Annotated in this window: 17 protein-coding genes; 10 read left to right on the top strand and 7 right to left on the bottom strand. The window is 72.9% G+C overall.

Annotation, left to right across the window (positions count from 1 at the left end; translation table 11 throughout):
- Positions 1 to 2: 2 nt before the first annotated feature.
- Positions 3 to 1,334 (bottom strand): hypothetical protein, encoded by a 1,332-nt coding sequence (locus LTT61_RS00925; protein ID WP_233018002.1) that lies wholly within the window; start codon positions 1,332 to 1,334, stop codon positions 3 to 5.
- Positions 1,335 to 1,445: 111 nt separating this feature from the next.
- Between LTT61_RS00925 and LTT61_RS00920 the strand changes: the two genes are divergently transcribed.
- Genes LTT61_RS00920 through LTT61_RS00900 form a run of 5 tightly spaced genes read left to right on the top strand, consistent with a single transcriptional unit; the run spans position 1,446 to position 4,954 of the window.
- The gene (locus tag LTT61_RS00920) at positions 1,446 to 2,108 is read left to right on the top strand and encodes a glycosyltransferase family 2 protein (RefSeq protein WP_233018001.1); all 663 of its coding nucleotides are present in this window, start codon (positions 1,446 to 1,448) and stop codon (positions 2,106 to 2,108) included.
- Entirely contained in the window at positions 2,105 to 2,773 is a 669-nt protein-coding gene (locus tag LTT61_RS00915; protein WP_233018000.1) for a TIGR04282 family arsenosugar biosynthesis glycosyltransferase, read from the top strand. Before LTT61_RS00920 ends, LTT61_RS00915 begins: the two co-directional genes overlap by 4 nt.
- Positions 2,770 to 3,405 (top strand): class I SAM-dependent methyltransferase, encoded by a 636-nt coding sequence (locus LTT61_RS00910; protein ID WP_233017999.1) that lies wholly within the window; start codon positions 2,770 to 2,772, stop codon positions 3,403 to 3,405. The genes LTT61_RS00915 and LTT61_RS00910 overlap by 4 nt, the downstream gene beginning before the upstream one ends.
- Positions 3,402 to 4,556 carry a molybdopterin-dependent oxidoreductase gene (locus tag LTT61_RS00905; protein ID WP_233017998.1) on the top strand — a complete coding sequence of 385 codons (1,155 nt, stop codon included), beginning with the start codon at positions 3,402 to 3,404 and terminating at the stop codon, positions 4,554 to 4,556. Before LTT61_RS00910 ends, LTT61_RS00905 begins: the two co-directional genes overlap by 4 nt.
- The gene (locus LTT61_RS00900; protein WP_233017997.1) at positions 4,553 to 4,954 is read left to right on the top strand and encodes a hypothetical protein; all 402 of its coding nucleotides are present in this window, start codon (positions 4,553 to 4,555) and stop codon (positions 4,952 to 4,954) included. The genes LTT61_RS00905 and LTT61_RS00900 overlap by 4 nt, the downstream gene beginning before the upstream one ends.
- A 66-nt stretch (positions 4,955 to 5,020) precedes the next feature.
- On the opposite strand, the gene LTT61_RS00895 is transcribed toward LTT61_RS00900, so the two are convergent.
- The 3 genes from LTT61_RS00895 to LTT61_RS00885 form a co-directional block, all read right to left on the bottom strand.
- Positions 5,021 to 5,224, bottom strand: a complete 204-nt coding sequence (locus LTT61_RS00895) for a cold-shock protein (protein ID WP_233017996.1) — start codon at positions 5,222 to 5,224, stop codon at positions 5,021 to 5,023.
- 133 nt (positions 5,225 to 5,357) lie between these two features.
- Positions 5,358 to 6,035 carry an ANTAR domain-containing protein gene (locus LTT61_RS00890; RefSeq protein ID WP_233017995.1) on the bottom strand — a complete coding sequence of 226 codons (678 nt, stop codon included), beginning with the start codon at positions 6,033 to 6,035 and terminating at the stop codon, positions 5,358 to 5,360.
- A gap of 215 nt (positions 6,036 to 6,250) precedes the next feature.
- Positions 6,251 to 6,532, bottom strand: a complete 282-nt coding sequence (locus LTT61_RS00885; RefSeq protein ID WP_233017994.1) for a hypothetical protein — start codon at positions 6,530 to 6,532, stop codon at positions 6,251 to 6,253.
- Between the two features lie 467 nt (positions 6,533 to 6,999).
- Here LTT61_RS00885 and LTT61_RS00880 point away from each other — a divergent pair, with 467 nt between their 5' ends.
- Together LTT61_RS00880 and LTT61_RS00875 are read left to right on the top strand one after the other, a co-directional pair.
- Positions 7,000 to 7,356 carry a helix-turn-helix domain-containing protein gene (locus tag LTT61_RS00880; RefSeq protein WP_233017993.1) on the top strand — a complete coding sequence of 119 codons (357 nt, stop codon included), beginning with the start codon at positions 7,000 to 7,002 and terminating at the stop codon, positions 7,354 to 7,356.
- Positions 7,357 to 7,416: 60 nt separating this feature from the next.
- Positions 7,417 to 8,409 carry an AraC family transcriptional regulator gene (locus LTT61_RS00875; RefSeq protein WP_233017992.1) on the top strand — a complete coding sequence of 331 codons (993 nt, stop codon included), beginning with the start codon at positions 7,417 to 7,419 and terminating at the stop codon, positions 8,407 to 8,409.
- Between the two features lie 235 nt (positions 8,410 to 8,644).
- On the opposite strand, the gene LTT61_RS00870 is transcribed toward LTT61_RS00875, so the two are convergent.
- Both LTT61_RS00870 and LTT61_RS00865 read right to left on the bottom strand, forming a co-directional pair.
- Positions 8,645 to 9,481 (bottom strand): SigB/SigF/SigG family RNA polymerase sigma factor, encoded by an 837-nt coding sequence (locus tag LTT61_RS00870; protein WP_233017991.1) that lies wholly within the window; start codon positions 9,479 to 9,481, stop codon positions 8,645 to 8,647.
- Positions 9,482 to 9,861: 380 nt separating this feature from the next.
- On the bottom strand, positions 9,862 to 10,368 hold the full coding sequence (locus LTT61_RS00865; protein WP_233017990.1) for a flavin reductase family protein: 507 nt from the start codon (positions 10,366 to 10,368) through the stop codon (positions 9,862 to 9,864).
- A gap of 311 nt (positions 10,369 to 10,679) precedes the next feature.
- Here LTT61_RS00865 and LTT61_RS00860 point away from each other — a divergent pair, with 311 nt between their 5' ends.
- The 3 genes from LTT61_RS00860 to LTT61_RS00850 are packed head-to-tail and all read left to right on the top strand — an operon-like array spanning position 10,680 to position 13,259.
- On the top strand, positions 10,680 to 11,063 hold the full coding sequence (locus LTT61_RS00860) for a hypothetical protein (protein ID WP_233017989.1): 384 nt from the start codon (positions 10,680 to 10,682) through the stop codon (positions 11,061 to 11,063).
- Between the two features lie 7 nt (positions 11,064 to 11,070).
- Complete coding sequence (locus tag LTT61_RS00855) at positions 11,071 to 11,967, top strand: SGNH/GDSL hydrolase family protein (RefSeq protein ID WP_233017988.1); 897 nt, start codon at positions 11,071 to 11,073, stop codon at positions 11,965 to 11,967.
- On the top strand, positions 11,964 to 13,259 hold the full coding sequence (locus tag LTT61_RS00850; RefSeq protein WP_233017987.1) for an acyltransferase family protein: 1,296 nt from the start codon (positions 11,964 to 11,966) through the stop codon (positions 13,257 to 13,259). Before LTT61_RS00855 ends, LTT61_RS00850 begins: the two co-directional genes overlap by 4 nt.
- Before the next feature lie 111 nt (positions 13,260 to 13,370).
- On the opposite strand, the gene LTT61_RS00845 is transcribed toward LTT61_RS00850, so the two are convergent.
- On the bottom strand, positions 13,371 to 13,949 hold the full coding sequence (locus tag LTT61_RS00845; protein ID WP_233017986.1) for a DUF2867 domain-containing protein: 579 nt from the start codon (positions 13,947 to 13,949) through the stop codon (positions 13,371 to 13,373).
- Positions 13,950 to 14,022 lie beyond the last annotated feature (73 nt).

The following is a 14,022-nucleotide window of genomic DNA, read 5'->3' as shown; positions in this document are numbered from 1 at the left end:
GTTCACCAATTCGTCAGAACGAGGTGGACGAGCAGCAGCGTGCCCACCGCCTGCACGGTAAGCCAGATCCGGTCCGCGGCGCGCGGCAGGAACGCGGGAGCAGCCAGCAGCCACACGTCGAAGGGTAGCCAGATCCGTTCGGTCTCGGCCTTGCTGAGCCCGCTGACGTCGGCGGCGAGCACCGCGCAGAGCCCGGCCACGACCAGGATCGCGGCCGGGTCGGCCGCCCGCAGCCGCGCCGCCACCCTCGGCAGCGCGGCCACGGTGGCCAGGCCGACCGCGCACACCGTCGCGGCGAGATTGCCCCACCACCAGTAGCCGAACGGCCGCGTGGTCGCGATGCCCTGGTAGTAGCGCTCGACCACCAGGTGATAGCCGTCCAGCCACCAGAACCCGGCCAGCGCGAAGGCCGCGACCACCGCCAGCGCGCCGGCCAGCGCGGGCAGCAGCGGGCGGGCGGTGCGCCCGGCGATCAGCACCGCGACAGCCGGGAACGCCATCAGGACCAGCCCGTAGTTGAGGAAGATCGCCAGCCCGAACAGCAGCCCGGCGCCCAGCGCGACCGGGGTCCGGCCGGGCCGGGTCGCGATCGCGAGCAGCGCGACCGCCCAGGCGGCGACCGCGGCGAACATCGCGTCGGCCGAGACCGCGATCCACAGCGCGGCCGGGGCGAGCACCAGGAACGGCAGTGCCGCGCGCGCCCGCTCCGCTGCCCCGAGCGCGGTCAGCGCCACCGCCACCGCGGGCACCGCGGTGCAGCCGATCAGCACGCAGGCCCACGCCGCCCACACCGGCCCGCCGAGCCCCGCCCGGTCGAGCAGCACGAAGAACAGCAGCGCGCCCGGCGGGTGCCCGGAGACGTGCGTGGTCCAGGAGTCGGGCTGGAAGTCGAGGATGCGGCCGGAGAACCCACGCAGCATGGCGCCGATATCGGTGACGCCGGGCACCTCGTGCGGGTACTCGTTCACGTCGGCGAAGCGTCCAGCGAATCCGCGTTCCCAGCCGTCGACCAGCGCGAGGGCAAGGGCCCACCCCAGCGCGGTGAGGTAGCTCAGGGTCAGCAGCCGGGGCGGGGAGAGCCGGGCGGCCAGCGCCGGGCCGGTGGTGATCACCGCGGCGGCGAGCGCGATCGCGGGGACCGTGCCCCAGCCGATGTGCGGGACGAAGCTCCCGAAGATCGGCGCGGCGGCGGCGTAGAGCGAGAGCCGCCACTGTTCGCTGGCTATTCGCGGGACCACGAATGCCAGGGCAACAATGGTCAACCCCGCCCCGGCGGCGAGCAGGTCGGCGCGGGCGAGGCGCGGCTCGCGCGCGGTCTCGGTGAGGTCGGGCACGGCACCGACCCTAGGGCCGCGCCGCCCGGAGTTTCCGGTGTTCGGAACAGACGTCAGATTTTCGTCACGGGTTCATGGGCTCATTCGGACGCTCCGGGGCATAGCGTCGACATGGTGACCGAAAGCATGGACGGCGTGACCGTCGTCATCCCGTGCCGCGATGAAGCTGAAGCGTTGCCGAAAGTACTCGCCGCCGTTCCCGGGGGCTACCGCGTCCTCGTGGTCGACAACGGCTCGACCGACGGGACCGCCGCCGTCGCCCGCGCCGCGGGGGCGCGGGTGATCTCCGAACCGGCTCCCGGCTACGGCGCCGCCGTGCAGGCCGGGATCGCCGCCGCGGCGACCGGGTTGGTCGCCGTGCTCGACGGCGACGGCTCCATGGACCCCGGCGAGCTCCCCGCGCTGGTCGGCGCGGTGACCGCGGGCGCCGACCTCGCGGTCGGGCGGCGCAGGCCGGTGCGGCGCGGCTGCTGGCCATGGCACGCCCGGCTCGGCAACCGGGTGATCGCCGCCCGGCTGCGCCGCCGCGGCGTTCCGGTGCACGACATCGGCGCCATGCGGGTGGCGCGCCGCGACGCGCTGCTGGCGCTCGGCCCGCTGCACCCGCGCTTCGGCTACCCGCTCGAGCTGCTGGTGCGGGCCGCGGCGGCGGGCTGGCGGATCGTCGAGTTCGACATCGGCTACCGGCCCCGCGCCGGCGGCGTCTCCAAGGTCTCCGGCTCCCTGCGCGGCTCGGCGCGCGCCACCCGTGACTTCCTGGCGGTGCTGTCATGACCTGTCCGGCAACGCTTCTCGTCATCGCCAAGGCGCCGGTCGCCGGGTTCGCCAAGACCAGGCTGAGCCCGCCGCTCACCCCGCGCGAGGCCGCCGACCTAGCCGCCGCCGCGCTGCTCGACACCCTGGAGGCGGTGCTGGACGCCGAGGTCGGGCACCGGGTCGTCGCGTTCACCGGCGATCTCGCCGCCGCCGAGCGCGCCGCCGAGGTGCGCGCGCTGCTCGCCCGCTTCGAGGTGCTGCCCCAGCGCGGCCGGACCTTCGGCGAACGGCTGGCCAACGCGCACGCCGACGCCGCCCGCGCCGGGCTTCCGGTGCTGCAGATCGGCATGGACACCCCGCAGCTCTCCCCCGCCGAGCTGACCACGGCCGCGACCGAGCTCGCGGGCACCGGCGAGGCGGTGCTCGGCCCGGCCACCGACGGCGGCTGGTGGGCGCTCGGGCTGCCGACCCCGCAACCCGCGCGCGCCCTTGCCGGGGTGCCGATGTCCACCGCGCGGACCGGGCTGCTCACCCGGGACGCCCTGCGCCGCTGCGGGATTCCGGTGCGCACGCTGGCCACGCACTCCGACGTGGACCACTTCGACGACGCGCTGCGGGTCGCCGCCTTCGCCGGTGGCCGCTTCGCCGCGGCCGTGCACCGGCTCACCCCGGTGTCCCGATGACCGAGACCTTCGACCGGGCCCTCGCCGGACACGACTGCTGGGTTCGCGCCGCGGACGGGACGAGGCGCGAGGTCCCGGCCCGGCGCTGGCTCGGCGCCGCCGAACCCGCCGACACCGCCTTCACCGCGGGCTGCGACGGACCGACCATCGACCTGGGGTGCGGGCCGGGGCGGCTGGTGGCCGCGCTGCTGCGCCGCGGCGTCGTCGCGCTCGGCGTCGACGTCTCCCCGCTGGCCGTCGCGCTGACCAGGGCCCGCGGCGCGCCCGCGCTGCTGCGCGACGTGTTCGGCCCGCTGCCCGGCGCCGGCCGCTGGTCCTACGCGCTGCTGGCCGACGGCAATATCGGCATCGGCGCCGACCCGCACCGGCTGCTCGTCCGCACCCGCGCCCTGCTCACCGCCGACGGGGTGGCCGTGGTCGAGTTCGACCCGCCCGGCACCGGGATGGTGCGGCTGCTGCAACGGGTGGAGACCGAGGCCGTCGCGGGGCCGTGGTTCCCGTGGACCCGGGTCGGCATCGAGCACGCCGGGCAGCTCGCCGCCGCCACCGGGTTCCGGGTGCGCGCCACCGCCGAGGTGCACGGGCGCCACATCGCCTGGCTCGACCGCGCCCGCCGTGCGGTATCGGCATGAACGGCCGGACTCGCGACGAGTTCCCGGACCCGCCGCAGCCGGGCGATCACCCCGCCAACGAACCGGCGAGTCCGGCGCGCGGCGCGGAGATCGCCGCCCGCGCAGGCATTCCGCTCGGGGTCGCCATCCTGGTGTGTTTCGTGACCGGGCTGCTCAGCCACTGGATCCAGCATCCGCCGGACTGGTTCTCCTGGCCCGCGCACCCCGTGTGGCTGTATCGGGTCACCCAGGGCCTGCACGTGATCGCCGGGGTCGCGGCCATCCCGCTGCTGCTGGTGAAGCTGTGGGCGGTCTACCCCCGGCTGTTCCAGCGGCCCCGGCTCTCGCCGCTGGTACTCGCCGAGCGCGGCTCGATCGCGCTGCTGGTCGGGTCGGTGATCTTCCAGCTGGCCACCGGGCTGGCCAACATCGCCCAGCTCTACCCGTGGAAATTCTTCTTCCCGCCCGCGCACTACGCCATGGCCTACGTGGCGCTCGGCGCGCTGGCCGTGCACCTGGCGGTGAAGCTCCCGGTGATCCGTTCCGCCCTCGACCGCCCGGTGAACTCCCCGCCCAGCTCCGGAATCTCCCGGCGCGCGGTGCTGAACGCGGGCTGGATCGCCGCCGCCGTCGCCGGGCTGGCGGTGGCGGGCCAGTCGGTCCCGTTCCTGCGGTGGCTCGCGGTGCTGGCGCCGCGCAGCGGCGAGGGACCGCAGGGGGTTCCGGTCAACCGCACCGCCGTCGCCGCCGGGGTCGTCGACCGGGCCCGCAACCCCGCCTACCGCCTGATCGTGGCCGCCGGTGAACGCCGCCGCGAGTTCGGCCCCGACGAGCTGGCCGCGCTGCCGCAGACCTCCGCGCGGCTGCCGATCGCCTGCGTGGAGGGCTGGTCGGCCTCGGCGGAGTGGTCCGGGGTCCGGCTGCGGGACCTCCTCGACAGCGTCGGCTACCGCGGCGGCGCGGTGCGCGTCGAGTCGCTGGAGGAGTCGGGGATCTACCGGACCTCGATCCTGCCCGCCGTCCACGTCGCCGCCGCCGACACGCTCGTCGCGCTGACGATCAACGGGCAGCCGCTCGATCTCGACCACGGCTACCCGTGCCGGCTCATCGCCCCGAACCGGCCCGGCGTGCTCCAGACCAAGTGGCTGGCCCGGATCGAGGTGCTCGCATGATGCTCGCCCTCCGCGCCGCGCTGCTCGCGGCCGGGATCGCCCTCGGCTGGTACGGCATCGCCGCGCTGCTCGACCTGGCCCGGCCGGAGCTGATCTCGGTCGCCTGGTGGTTCGGCCTCGGAATCCTGCTGCACGACGCGGTTTTCGCGCCGCTCTGCGCCGCCGCCGGGCTCGGCGCGCGCCGGATACTACCCGCCCGCTGGTGGGCGCCTGCCGCGTGCGGCGCGCTGTGCACCGTCACCCTGGCACTGCTCGCGCTGCCGGTGCTCGGGCGCGGCGGCGCCATGCCGGACAACCCCTCGGTGCTCGACCGGGCCTACCCGCTCGGGCTCGGGGTCGCGCTGGCGGTGGTGTGGGCGCTGGTCGGCGCCGTGCTGGTCCTGCGCCGCGGCAGGTGACGGCGTAGGAGGCCCGTTAACGCACGAAACCCGCGCCGTTGGCGCGGGTTTCGGGTCAGACGATTGTCAGACGGCGCGGACGCTCGCGGCCTGCGGGCCCTTCTGGCCCTGCTCGACGTCGAACTCGACACGCTGGCCCTCATCGAGGGACTTGAAACCGGATCCGGAGATCGCGGAGTAGTGCACGAAGACGTCAGGACCGCCCCCGTCTTGCGCGATGAAGCCGAAGCCCTTTTCGCCGTTGAACCACTTCACACTGCCTTGCGTCATTACTTTGTGTTGCTTTCTGTAGCAAGCCGGGCTGTCACTGCGACAACTCGTACTCCTCTCAAGGATGTCACACCGGGGCCGTGCTGTCTTCGAACGTGAGCCACCGCACAAATGCCGGTGCACGGCTCCGGCGCTACCGCTCCCGGTCGGCGCCCATGCGCTCGTGCAGGGTCAGCAGCAGATCATCGACTCGCGACCGCACCTCCGCCGACGCCGCGGCGCCCGCCCCGGAGACAACGGCGCACAGCCGCGCGGCGAACTCCGCCACCGGCAGCCCGGTCACCTCCGCGCGCCAGGCCAGGAGCTCCCCGGCCTTGTCCGCGGTGACACCGTAGACCAGCTGCAGCATGCCGACGGCCTGTTCGACCGCCGCGCCGGTCCGCACCATGCGCGGCAACGCCTCGTCCAGCAGCGCCTTGTGCTGCACGGCGAGTTCGTCGGTGAGGTCGATGTAGAACCCCTCGAACTCCGAACCCGGCCGGTCCGCACCGCCCGCCCGGTCGGCGAACAGGATCAGCGTGCGCTCGGTCCCGGCGGCGTCGGGCAACCGCACCCGCACGCAGAACCGCCGGTCACCGGCGAGCGCCGCGGCCAGGGCCGCCCGGTCCAGCGGGTGGACCTGCGCCAGCAGCAGCTCCAGGCCCAGCTGCCCGTCCCCGGCATCGGCAGCCGCCGAGCGCGGCGCGGTCTCCCCGGTCCACCACATCGTCCGCTCGTCCGGGCGGTACCCGAACCGGCCGACACACACCGGCGCCACCGCGCCCGCGGCATCGATCCCCTCGCGCGACTCCGTCTGCCGTGTGCCGCCCATGCCCTCTCGCTCTCGGTCCGAACCTGCGGATCGCCCGGTCCCGCGGCAGCTGTCACCGCTGCGGGCCCGGCCCCGCCAGCGGCCACGGCCGCTGCAATCGAGGCATACCCGTTTCGTCCCGCCGATCGACCTCGCCGGAGAATTTTCGTCCGGCGAGAGGTCGGCGTCGAGCAGGTTTCCGACAGGAGCGGAGCGGCGGATCGCGATCGAGGGGGTCAGCGCGGCGCGGCCCGGCGGCGGGCGGCGACGATATGCGCGACGGTGACCGCGCGGTCGGCGCGCTCGGCGGCGTGGACCAGCAGCTCTTCGGCGTCGCGCAGGGCGGCGTGCAGCCGGTCGAGGCGGGGTCCGTCGGGCACGGTGCGCGACAGCCTGCTGTACAGCACCCCGACCCGCTCGCGCAGCACCTGGACCTCGGCGCGGGTCGGCGCGGGGCCGAGCCCGCCCAGTCGCGTGATCGCATCGGCGAGTTCGGCTTCCAGATCGTCGCTGTCCACGACCACCCCCCGTTCTGCTACCGCCTCGGACGCCGCTCCGGACCCCGAAACCCAGGGTAATGAGACCCCCTCGGTATGCCACCGATCCCGCGGGCAAAACCTGCTCTCCCGGGTGTAGACATTCTGCCGAGAAGCTACTAACGTCTCTCTCGTCGAGAACAGAAGGACTGGTAGCCGGGCAGGGGAACTGCCCGGAGAGCAGCACCCTCGCCCCTCCCCGACGGAGAAGAGAATCCGGTGCAGTAGGCCGGACCGCCGGGGGGCGGGGACGCAGTACCGCAGAGATAGCAACCGATCCCGGGAGGTGGCCTACTGAACAACTCGACCCGACTTCACACGCCCGCCAGATTCCGGGCACCGGCCGCACCGGCCGAGTGATGATGTCGGAATACCCCTCGTAACTCTTCCGGGCCCCGGCGCCAATGGCGCCGGGGCCCCCTGGCGTGAACATCGACCCGAGAGGCACTATGCCCGAACCCGCATTCGAAGAATCCGGCTCCGATATCGCCGCCGGGCGTCTCGACGACAGCGACTACCCCGCCTACAGCATGGGTCGAGCCGCGGAGATCCTCGGCGTCACACCCGCCTTCCTGCGCGCCCTCGGCGCCACCGGCCTGGTCGAGCCGCAGCGCTCCGACGGCGGCCACCGCCGCTACTCCCGCGCCCAGCTGCAGATCGCCGCCCGCGCCCGTGAGCTGGTGGACAGGGGCACCGCGCTGGAGGCGGCCAGCCGGATCATCTCCCTCGAGGATCAGCTCGCCCGCGCCCACGAACGCAATGCCGAGCTCTCCGGCCCGGCGCCGGAGGCCGAATCCGGCGGCTGACCGGCCGTCGGCGGGAGCGTGCCCGGCGCGCACCATCCGGAGCGAGGAGTCGAGGAGATCATGACCAGGACCAGCGACGACGCTCCGGTGCAGCGGCAGCGCTTCGCCACCGGCGAGGCGGACCTGATCGAGCAGATGCTCACCGACATGTACGTCGGCACCCGCAGCCGGATCGAGCCGATCGACGCCGACGACGTCTTCAGTATCGAGAGCGGCGCTGTGCCCGGCCTGCACTCGGCACGGCTGCACGCGACGACGGGTTTCGGCGCCGACACGGACCCGATCGGCGATCACATCGTGGTCGAGACCTTCACGGCCGGGCGGTTCGAGTACGACTACGACCGTGGCAGCACCCGGGTGCGCGGGCGCGCCGGTGACACCGTCCTCGTCCCCGCCCACACCACGCAGACATTCCAGGCCTTCGCGATGGAGATGCTGATCCTGCGGATCCCGATGACCCGGATCGATGACGCCGCCGCCACCCACTACGGCCTGCACCCCGGCGAACTGCGCTTCACCGGGTTCACTCCGCTGAACCCCGCGCTCGACCGCTACTGGAACTCGCTGACCCACCAGGTTCACCGCGACCTGCTCTCGGCCGCCGACCCCGCGCTCGCCCACCCGGTCCTCGCCGAACAGACCGGCGCCTTGCTCGCCACCGTGCTGCTCGCGGTGTTCCCGCACACCGGAATGACCCAGCTCCACCGGCCCGGCCCCGGCACGACCTCCCCGACGGCGCTCGCCCGCGCGGTGGAGCACCTGCACGCCCACCCGCACCTGCCCATCACCGTCACCGAACTCGCCCGCGTCGCCGGTGTGACTCCCCGGGCCCTGCAGTACGCCTTCCGCACCCACCACGGCACCACCCCGCTCGGCTACCACCGCGAGGTCCGGCTCGAGGCCGCCCATCGTGACCTGCTCACCGCCGACCCCGCAGCGGGCGACACCGTGACCGCGATCGCCGCCCGCTGGGGCTTCCCCAGCTCCGGACGATTCGCCGGCTACTACCAGCGGCGCTACGGCGAGACGCCCGCGCAGACCCTGCACTCCTGAATCCGGCGGCGCCCCCCGGCCGACGGCGGTGCCACCGGAACGGTGTCCGTTGCCTCGACGCACCTCCGGCGGCACCTGCGGTTCCCGGCTCCCAGGGTCGTTCGGGCGGGGGCCGGACTCCGCAGTGGCGACGTGCCCGCTCCGGGCCACCGGCAAACGCGCCCCCGGCGCCCTGTGTGAAGGGCGAGACACCGCAAGCCGTTTCGTGCCCCCCGCGACGACTGCGGGCGGGCTGTCAGGCAGCCGCGACCGTCTCGGCCATCGCCTGCGCGCGCAGCTGGGCGAGCACCCGGGTCAGGATGCGGGAGACCTGCATCTGGGAGACCCCGATCCGGGCCGCGATCTCGTTCTGGGTCAGGTTCTCCGAGTAGCGCCACACCAGCACCTGCCGGTCGCGCTCCGGGAGCGCGGCCAGCAGCGGACCGACCGTGATCGCATCCTCGAGCAGGGTGTAACCGGGATCGGGGGCGACGAGATCATCGAGTACCGAGCCGCCACCGTTGCCGTCCTCGCTCCGGCGCCCCGCATCGACCGATTCGCTCTGGTACGCGTTGCGGGCGATCAGCGCCCGGGTGACCTCGACCAGCTCTACGCCGAGCTCGGTGGCGATCTCGCGCGCGGTCGGCATCCGGTTCAGCTGCTGCGACAGCGACTCGATCGCCGGGGCGAGGCGTTGCTGGAGTTCCTTGACCGCCCGTGGTACCCGCACCGCCCACATCTTGTCGCGGAAATGGCGGCGCACCTCCCCCATCACCGTCGGGATCGCGAACCCGAGGAACGGGCTGCCGTGCGCGTGGTCGAACCGGTCGACGGCCTGGACGAGCCCCACCATCGCGACCTGGACCAGGTCGTCGATATTCTCCCCGCGCCCGCCGAAGCGCATCGCGATGTGCTCGGCCAGCGGCAGCGCGGTGGTGATGATGTCGTCCCGCAGCCGCGCCCGCGCCGGGTCGGCGGGATCGAGGGCGGCCAGCTCGGCGAAACGGGGTTCGAGGTTCTCGTAGTCGTCTTTACCCGTGCCGGAGCGGCGGGCGAATTCGGCGTAGGTGGTCGAGGTTCTCGAACTCGTCACAGGGTGGGGTACCTTCCAGCGGGCAATACGAACAGATGTTCTAACGGTGGTACCCGAATATAAGAAGCGCAAACGCTACCGCGGCGGCTCGAAGGCCGCACCCGTCATCTCCCCGCCCTGCCCGGGCGTGAAAAGCTCTTGCGCCGAATCGATTCACTCCGATCGGCACCGGTTGTTTCGCACGCCCGGGCAGGGTTTCGGTCGAGCCCTCACTTCGCGGGGCCGCCACCGCCATGGCGGCATCGCGGCGAGGGCCGCACACCTCGGGGCCCGAATCGGAAGGTCGGGGATGCGGGCGCCCGCGGTGTCACCCAGGGTCTAGCCGATCCACGCCGAGCCAAACGTGTTGCGGCACTGCTACTTCTCCGAACGAATGCGCCTCAGGCCCGGTGGCCGGGCTCGAGGTGTTCGACATCGGCCATGCGCACGACCGCGACCCCGGACGCCGGCGCCGACCCCACATCCGGGGCGAGCAGCATGCCGACGTGGTCCCCGTAGTCGTGGCGTTCGAGAATCGGGCCGCTGAACCACCCGGCCGCGTCGGTCAGGATCGGCAGCCCGCCCGGACCCGGCCGCCACGCACAGCGCTCGAACTTGTCGATCTCGTCGCCGGTCTCGGCGCCGAACAGCTCGGCGAGGGCCCGCCGGTCGTGCGGCAGCAGCTGCACCACCAGCCGCTCGGCACGCTCGGCCACCCCGAAGGTGTGGTTCGACTTCGATATTCCCACCAGGAAGCGCAGGGGATCGATGCTGACCTGGGCGGTGAAGCCGACCAGGCAGCCGCTGCGCTCGGCACCGGCGCGGGTGGTGACGACGAAGACCGGGTAGTCCGCGGCGGCGAGCACGGCTGTGCAATCCGATTCGGCGTCATGAGTGTTCTCCGACATGAGACTCGGATTCCCCCGCGGCCGCTCCCGACACTGCCCCGGGGGTGCCGGACACGTCGATCGAGAGCGCGTCAAGGCGGGTTGCGGTGGCGCCGAGCCCTGCCGGGGAGTTCAGCACTCCGCTCGTGGCAGGCGCTCCCGGGCGGAGCCGTGAGACCACCACGAGAGCACCCGCGGCCCATTGTCACCGAGCACATTCACCTCGGAACGAAGATCATGTTTCGCCCGATTCGGGCACTATGCACTCGAGGCGGCTGTACGCTGCGCCAAAAGTGACCCACACGTATTTCACATCTGGATTCGAGAGGCCCATGACGATTCGCACCTCGGGTAAGCACCTTCTCCGCGCGGCAGGCGCGCTGATCGCCGGACTCCTGCTCCTGAGCGCGACGGCCTGTGGCGACGGGTCCACCGAGCCGCCGAAAACGCCCGCTACCAGCACCGTCGCCCCGGCCCCGACGACTCCGGCGCCCGCCGCCGGCCCCGCGCCGAGCAGCAGCGCCGCGCCCGCACCCGCCGAAGCCCCGCCCGCACCGGTGGTCGCCGAGCCGGAGCCGGTCGTCCCGGCGCCTGCCCCGCCGCCGGTCGCGCCGAAGCCGGCACCGCAGACGGCCGCCCCGCAGCCCGCCCCGCAGCCCGCGCCCGCACCGCCCACCCTGGACGCGCCCGGCTTCGAGCCGCGCGCCGGCTACTGAGGACACGATGAGATCCGTCGTCAGCGCCCTGTGCGCGGCGGCCGCGCTGGCCGCCGCGTCGGCGATGGGAACGGCCGCCGCACAGGCGGAGCCGGCGCCGCAGGGCAAGCAGGTCATCGTCCTCGGCGATTCCTACACCGCCAACGGCTGGGATCCGTTCACCCTCGGCGACGTCTGCGTGCGGGGCGCGACCGCGTGGCCCGCCCAGCTGGGCGCGCTGCTGGAGCCGGGCCAGGTGGCGAACCCGTCCTGCTCGGGCGCGACCATCGACAGCGGCCCCGGATTCACCCTCGCCCACGAGGTGCTGCAGGCCGACCGTGAAGGCGCGCTCGGACCCGCGACGAAGCTGGTGACCGTGCAACTCGGCCTCGACGACCGCTGGGGCGAGTCCACGCAGACCCTCTGGTACGGGCTGCAGCAGTGCGTCTTCGACCTCGTCCGCGGCTGCGACCTGGACGCCGTCGAGCAGGGCCGCTACCCGGACCTGCACGGGGTCACCGGCCCGGTCTACGCCGAGCGGATCCGCGCCGCGGTCACCTACATCCGCTACTACGCCCCCGCGGCCCGGATCGTGATCATGGGCTACCCGGAGGTGCTGGCGGCGGGAACGGAGACGGCCTGCGTCAGCATCCTCGGCGTCGCGCCGTTCATCCAGCCGCGCGCCAAGGCGGTGGTGGACTACTTCGACCGGATGGACCGCGCCCAGCGCGAGGCCGCCCAGCTGCTCGGGCTGGAGTTCTTGGACACCAGGGCGCTGACCGCCGGGCACGGGCTGTGCTCGGCGGAGCCGTGGGTCAACGGGTTCTTCGACTGGCGCACCGATATCGCCGGGCTGCCGCTGCACCCGTCCGCGCGCGGGGACTCCGTCGTCGCGAACGCGCTGTACGACGGGTACCTGCGGTGACCACCGACGTCGTCGCGCGGCGGCGGCCCGCGCTGCCGTCGCTCACCGGGGCGCGCTGGTGGGCGGCGTTCGCGGTGTTCACCCTGCACGCGCTGGTGTTCCTGCCGGTGTACCCGTTCCAGAAGTCCGAACTGTTCCGGCAGCTGCACCAGTGGATGCCGATGCAGCTGGGGGCCGCGGGGGTCACGTTCTTCTTCGTGCTGTCGGGCTTCATCATCTACTGGGCGTTCCGGCCCGGCATGTCGGTGCGGTTGTTCTACCGGCGCCGGGTGCTGAAGATCTACCCGACGCACCTGGTGGCGGCCGCGGCGTTCGTGCTGGTCGCGGCGGTGCCGCTGCACCGGCTGGTGGTGTGGCTGCCGAACCTGCTGCTCGTGCACGCGTGGGTGCCGAAGTGGAGCACGGTCGGCGGGCTGAACGTGCCCGCCTGGTCACTCGCCTCGGAGATGCTGTTCTACCTGAGCTTCCCGCTGCTGGTTCCGCTGGTGCTGCGCATCCCGACCCGGCGGCTGCTGCTCGCGGCCACGATCCTGGTGCTGGGCGTGCTCGCGCTGCACGCCGCCTTCTACCTGTGGGTGCCCGGCCCGAAGGGGATCGGCAACGCCTTCGCGCCCCGGCTCGTGCCCGGCGACACCTCGCCGTACTACGAGCTGCACGCCTCCCCCGCCTGGTTCGCCCAGCCCGACATCCCGGTGTCGCCGTCGTACTGGCTCGGCTACACCTTCCCGCCCGCCCGGCTCCCGGAGTTCTACCTCGGCGTGCTGGCCGCCCGCATGGTGATCGAGGGGCGCTGGCGCAACACCCGGCTCGCGCCGCCGGTACTGGCGCTGGTACTCGCCTACGCCGCGACCTGGGTGGTTCCGGTCGACTTCAAGATGTCGGCGCTGCTGATCGCGCCGACGGCGGCGGTGGTGGCGACGCTCGCGGTCCGGGATCTGCGCGGGATCCGCGGGCTCAACTCGCACCCGCGCATGGTGTGGCTCGGCAATATCTCCTACGCGTTCTACCTGATCCAGTTCCCGGTGATGGTGCTGGTCACCCGGTTCCTGATCGGGGGAAGGCAATTCGGGTTCCTCGGGTGGGCCGGGTTCGCCGTGCTGACGTTCGTGCTGTCGACGGCGGCCGCGGCCGTGCTCTACCACTGGGTCGATCTGCCGATCATGAACCGGTTCGCGGGACGCTCCGCGCCCGTCCCCGATCAGCGCACCGACTCGGAGACCGGGACATCGGTGGGCGTTTCGGCGCGCGGCGGGGCCGAGCTCGAGGACGAACTCGCGGCGCGGCGAAACTGACCGGCTCCCCGGACGAGGCCGCCGGTGAGCAGCGGCTCAACCGCGCCGCAGACTGCGGCGACCCCGGCGAGGAGCGCGCGTTCGTCGCGGATCCGGGCGGGCTCGCCGGCCTCACCCGCTGAGCCAGCCGCGTTCGATCGAGCGCAGCAGGGCCGGGTAGACGAGGGTGTAGCGGAACGGGAGGATGGCGGCCATGTAGAGCCTGCCGAAGAGGCCGTTGGGTTTGACGAGCACCGCCATCTGACCGTGGTAACCGGTCCCGGAAGCGTCCGGGACCCAGCCGATGTGCATCGCGGCGTGCACGGTCCGGTTCGCCATCTCGGCCACCCACTCGGTGTCGGTCAGATACACCGAGGTGAAGGGCACGGCGGTGAGATCGGGGCCGCGGGGCCCGGCCAGCAGGTCGGCGGGCAGACGATCGCGCAGGGTCGGTACCCGGGCGCCGATCCCGGTGTTCGGATCGTCCCAGTGCAGCAGCGCCCCGAGTCGCCAGCGGATCGCGAACAGTATTCGATACGCGGCCGAGGTTCGTTGTTCTTTCCCGTCCGACGCGAATTGCCGCACCAGGCGGGCCAGGTCGTCCCGGCCGCCGGGCGTCGGCAGTTCCCACACGTCCTCGACGGTGAAATCCGGGGCTATCGCATGGATTCGCCACGGCTGGGCGCTGTACTCCGATCGCCTGATTCTCATCGGCGCTCCACTCGGACGGGTGTCGTGGCGCGGATCACCGGGGCTGGAAGCGGAGGTGTGTCGAGTGCGAGCA

Origin of the sequence: Nocardia asteroides, assembly GCF_021183625.1 — a bacterium.
In the GTDB taxonomy this organism is placed as follows: Bacteria; Actinomycetota; Actinomycetes; order Mycobacteriales; family Mycobacteriaceae; genus Nocardia; species Nocardia asteroides_A.
The sequence above is the reverse complement of the archived record's forward strand: the minus strand, read 5'-3'. Positions and strand labels throughout refer to the sequence as shown.

What these genes read in the sequence shown, in the direction of transcription:
- LTT61_RS00920 (WP_233018001.1), top strand. Translation starts at nt 1,446, where the DNA reads ATGGTGACCGAAAGCATGGACGGCGTGACCGTCGTCATCCCGTGCCGC.
- LTT61_RS00915 (WP_233018000.1), top strand. Translation starts at nt 2,105, where the DNA reads ATGACCTGTCCGGCAACGCTTCTCGTCATCGCCAAGGCGCCGGTCGCC.
- LTT61_RS00910 (WP_233017999.1), top strand. Translation starts at nt 2,770, where the DNA reads ATGACCGAGACCTTCGACCGGGCCCTCGCCGGACACGACTGCTGGGTT.
- LTT61_RS00905 (WP_233017998.1), top strand. Translation starts at nt 3,402, where the DNA reads ATGAACGGCCGGACTCGCGACGAGTTCCCGGACCCGCCGCAGCCGGGC.
- LTT61_RS00900 (WP_233017997.1), top strand. Translation starts at nt 4,553, where the DNA reads ATGATGCTCGCCCTCCGCGCCGCGCTGCTCGCGGCCGGGATCGCCCTC.
- LTT61_RS00895 (WP_233017996.1), bottom strand. Translation starts at nt 5,224, where the DNA reads ATGACGCAAGGCAGTGTGAAGTGGTTCAACGGCGAAAAGGGCTTCGGC.
- LTT61_RS00890 (WP_233017995.1), bottom strand. Translation starts at nt 6,035, where the DNA reads ATGGGCGGCACACGGCAGACGGAGTCGCGCGAGGGGATCGATGCCGCG.
- LTT61_RS00880 (WP_233017993.1), top strand. Translation starts at nt 7,000, where the DNA reads ATGCCCGAACCCGCATTCGAAGAATCCGGCTCCGATATCGCCGCCGGG.
- LTT61_RS00875 (WP_233017992.1), top strand. Translation starts at nt 7,417, where the DNA reads ATGACCAGGACCAGCGACGACGCTCCGGTGCAGCGGCAGCGCTTCGCC.
- LTT61_RS00865 (WP_233017990.1), bottom strand. Translation starts at nt 10,368, where the DNA reads ATGTCGGAGAACACTCATGACGCCGAATCGGATTGCACAGCCGTGCTC.
- LTT61_RS00860 (WP_233017989.1), top strand. Translation starts at nt 10,680, where the DNA reads ATGACGATTCGCACCTCGGGTAAGCACCTTCTCCGCGCGGCAGGCGCG.
- LTT61_RS00855 (WP_233017988.1), top strand. Translation starts at nt 11,071, where the DNA reads ATGAGATCCGTCGTCAGCGCCCTGTGCGCGGCGGCCGCGCTGGCCGCC.
- LTT61_RS00845 (WP_233017986.1), bottom strand. Translation starts at nt 13,949, where the DNA reads ATGAGAATCAGGCGATCGGAGTACAGCGCCCAGCCGTGGCGAATCCAT.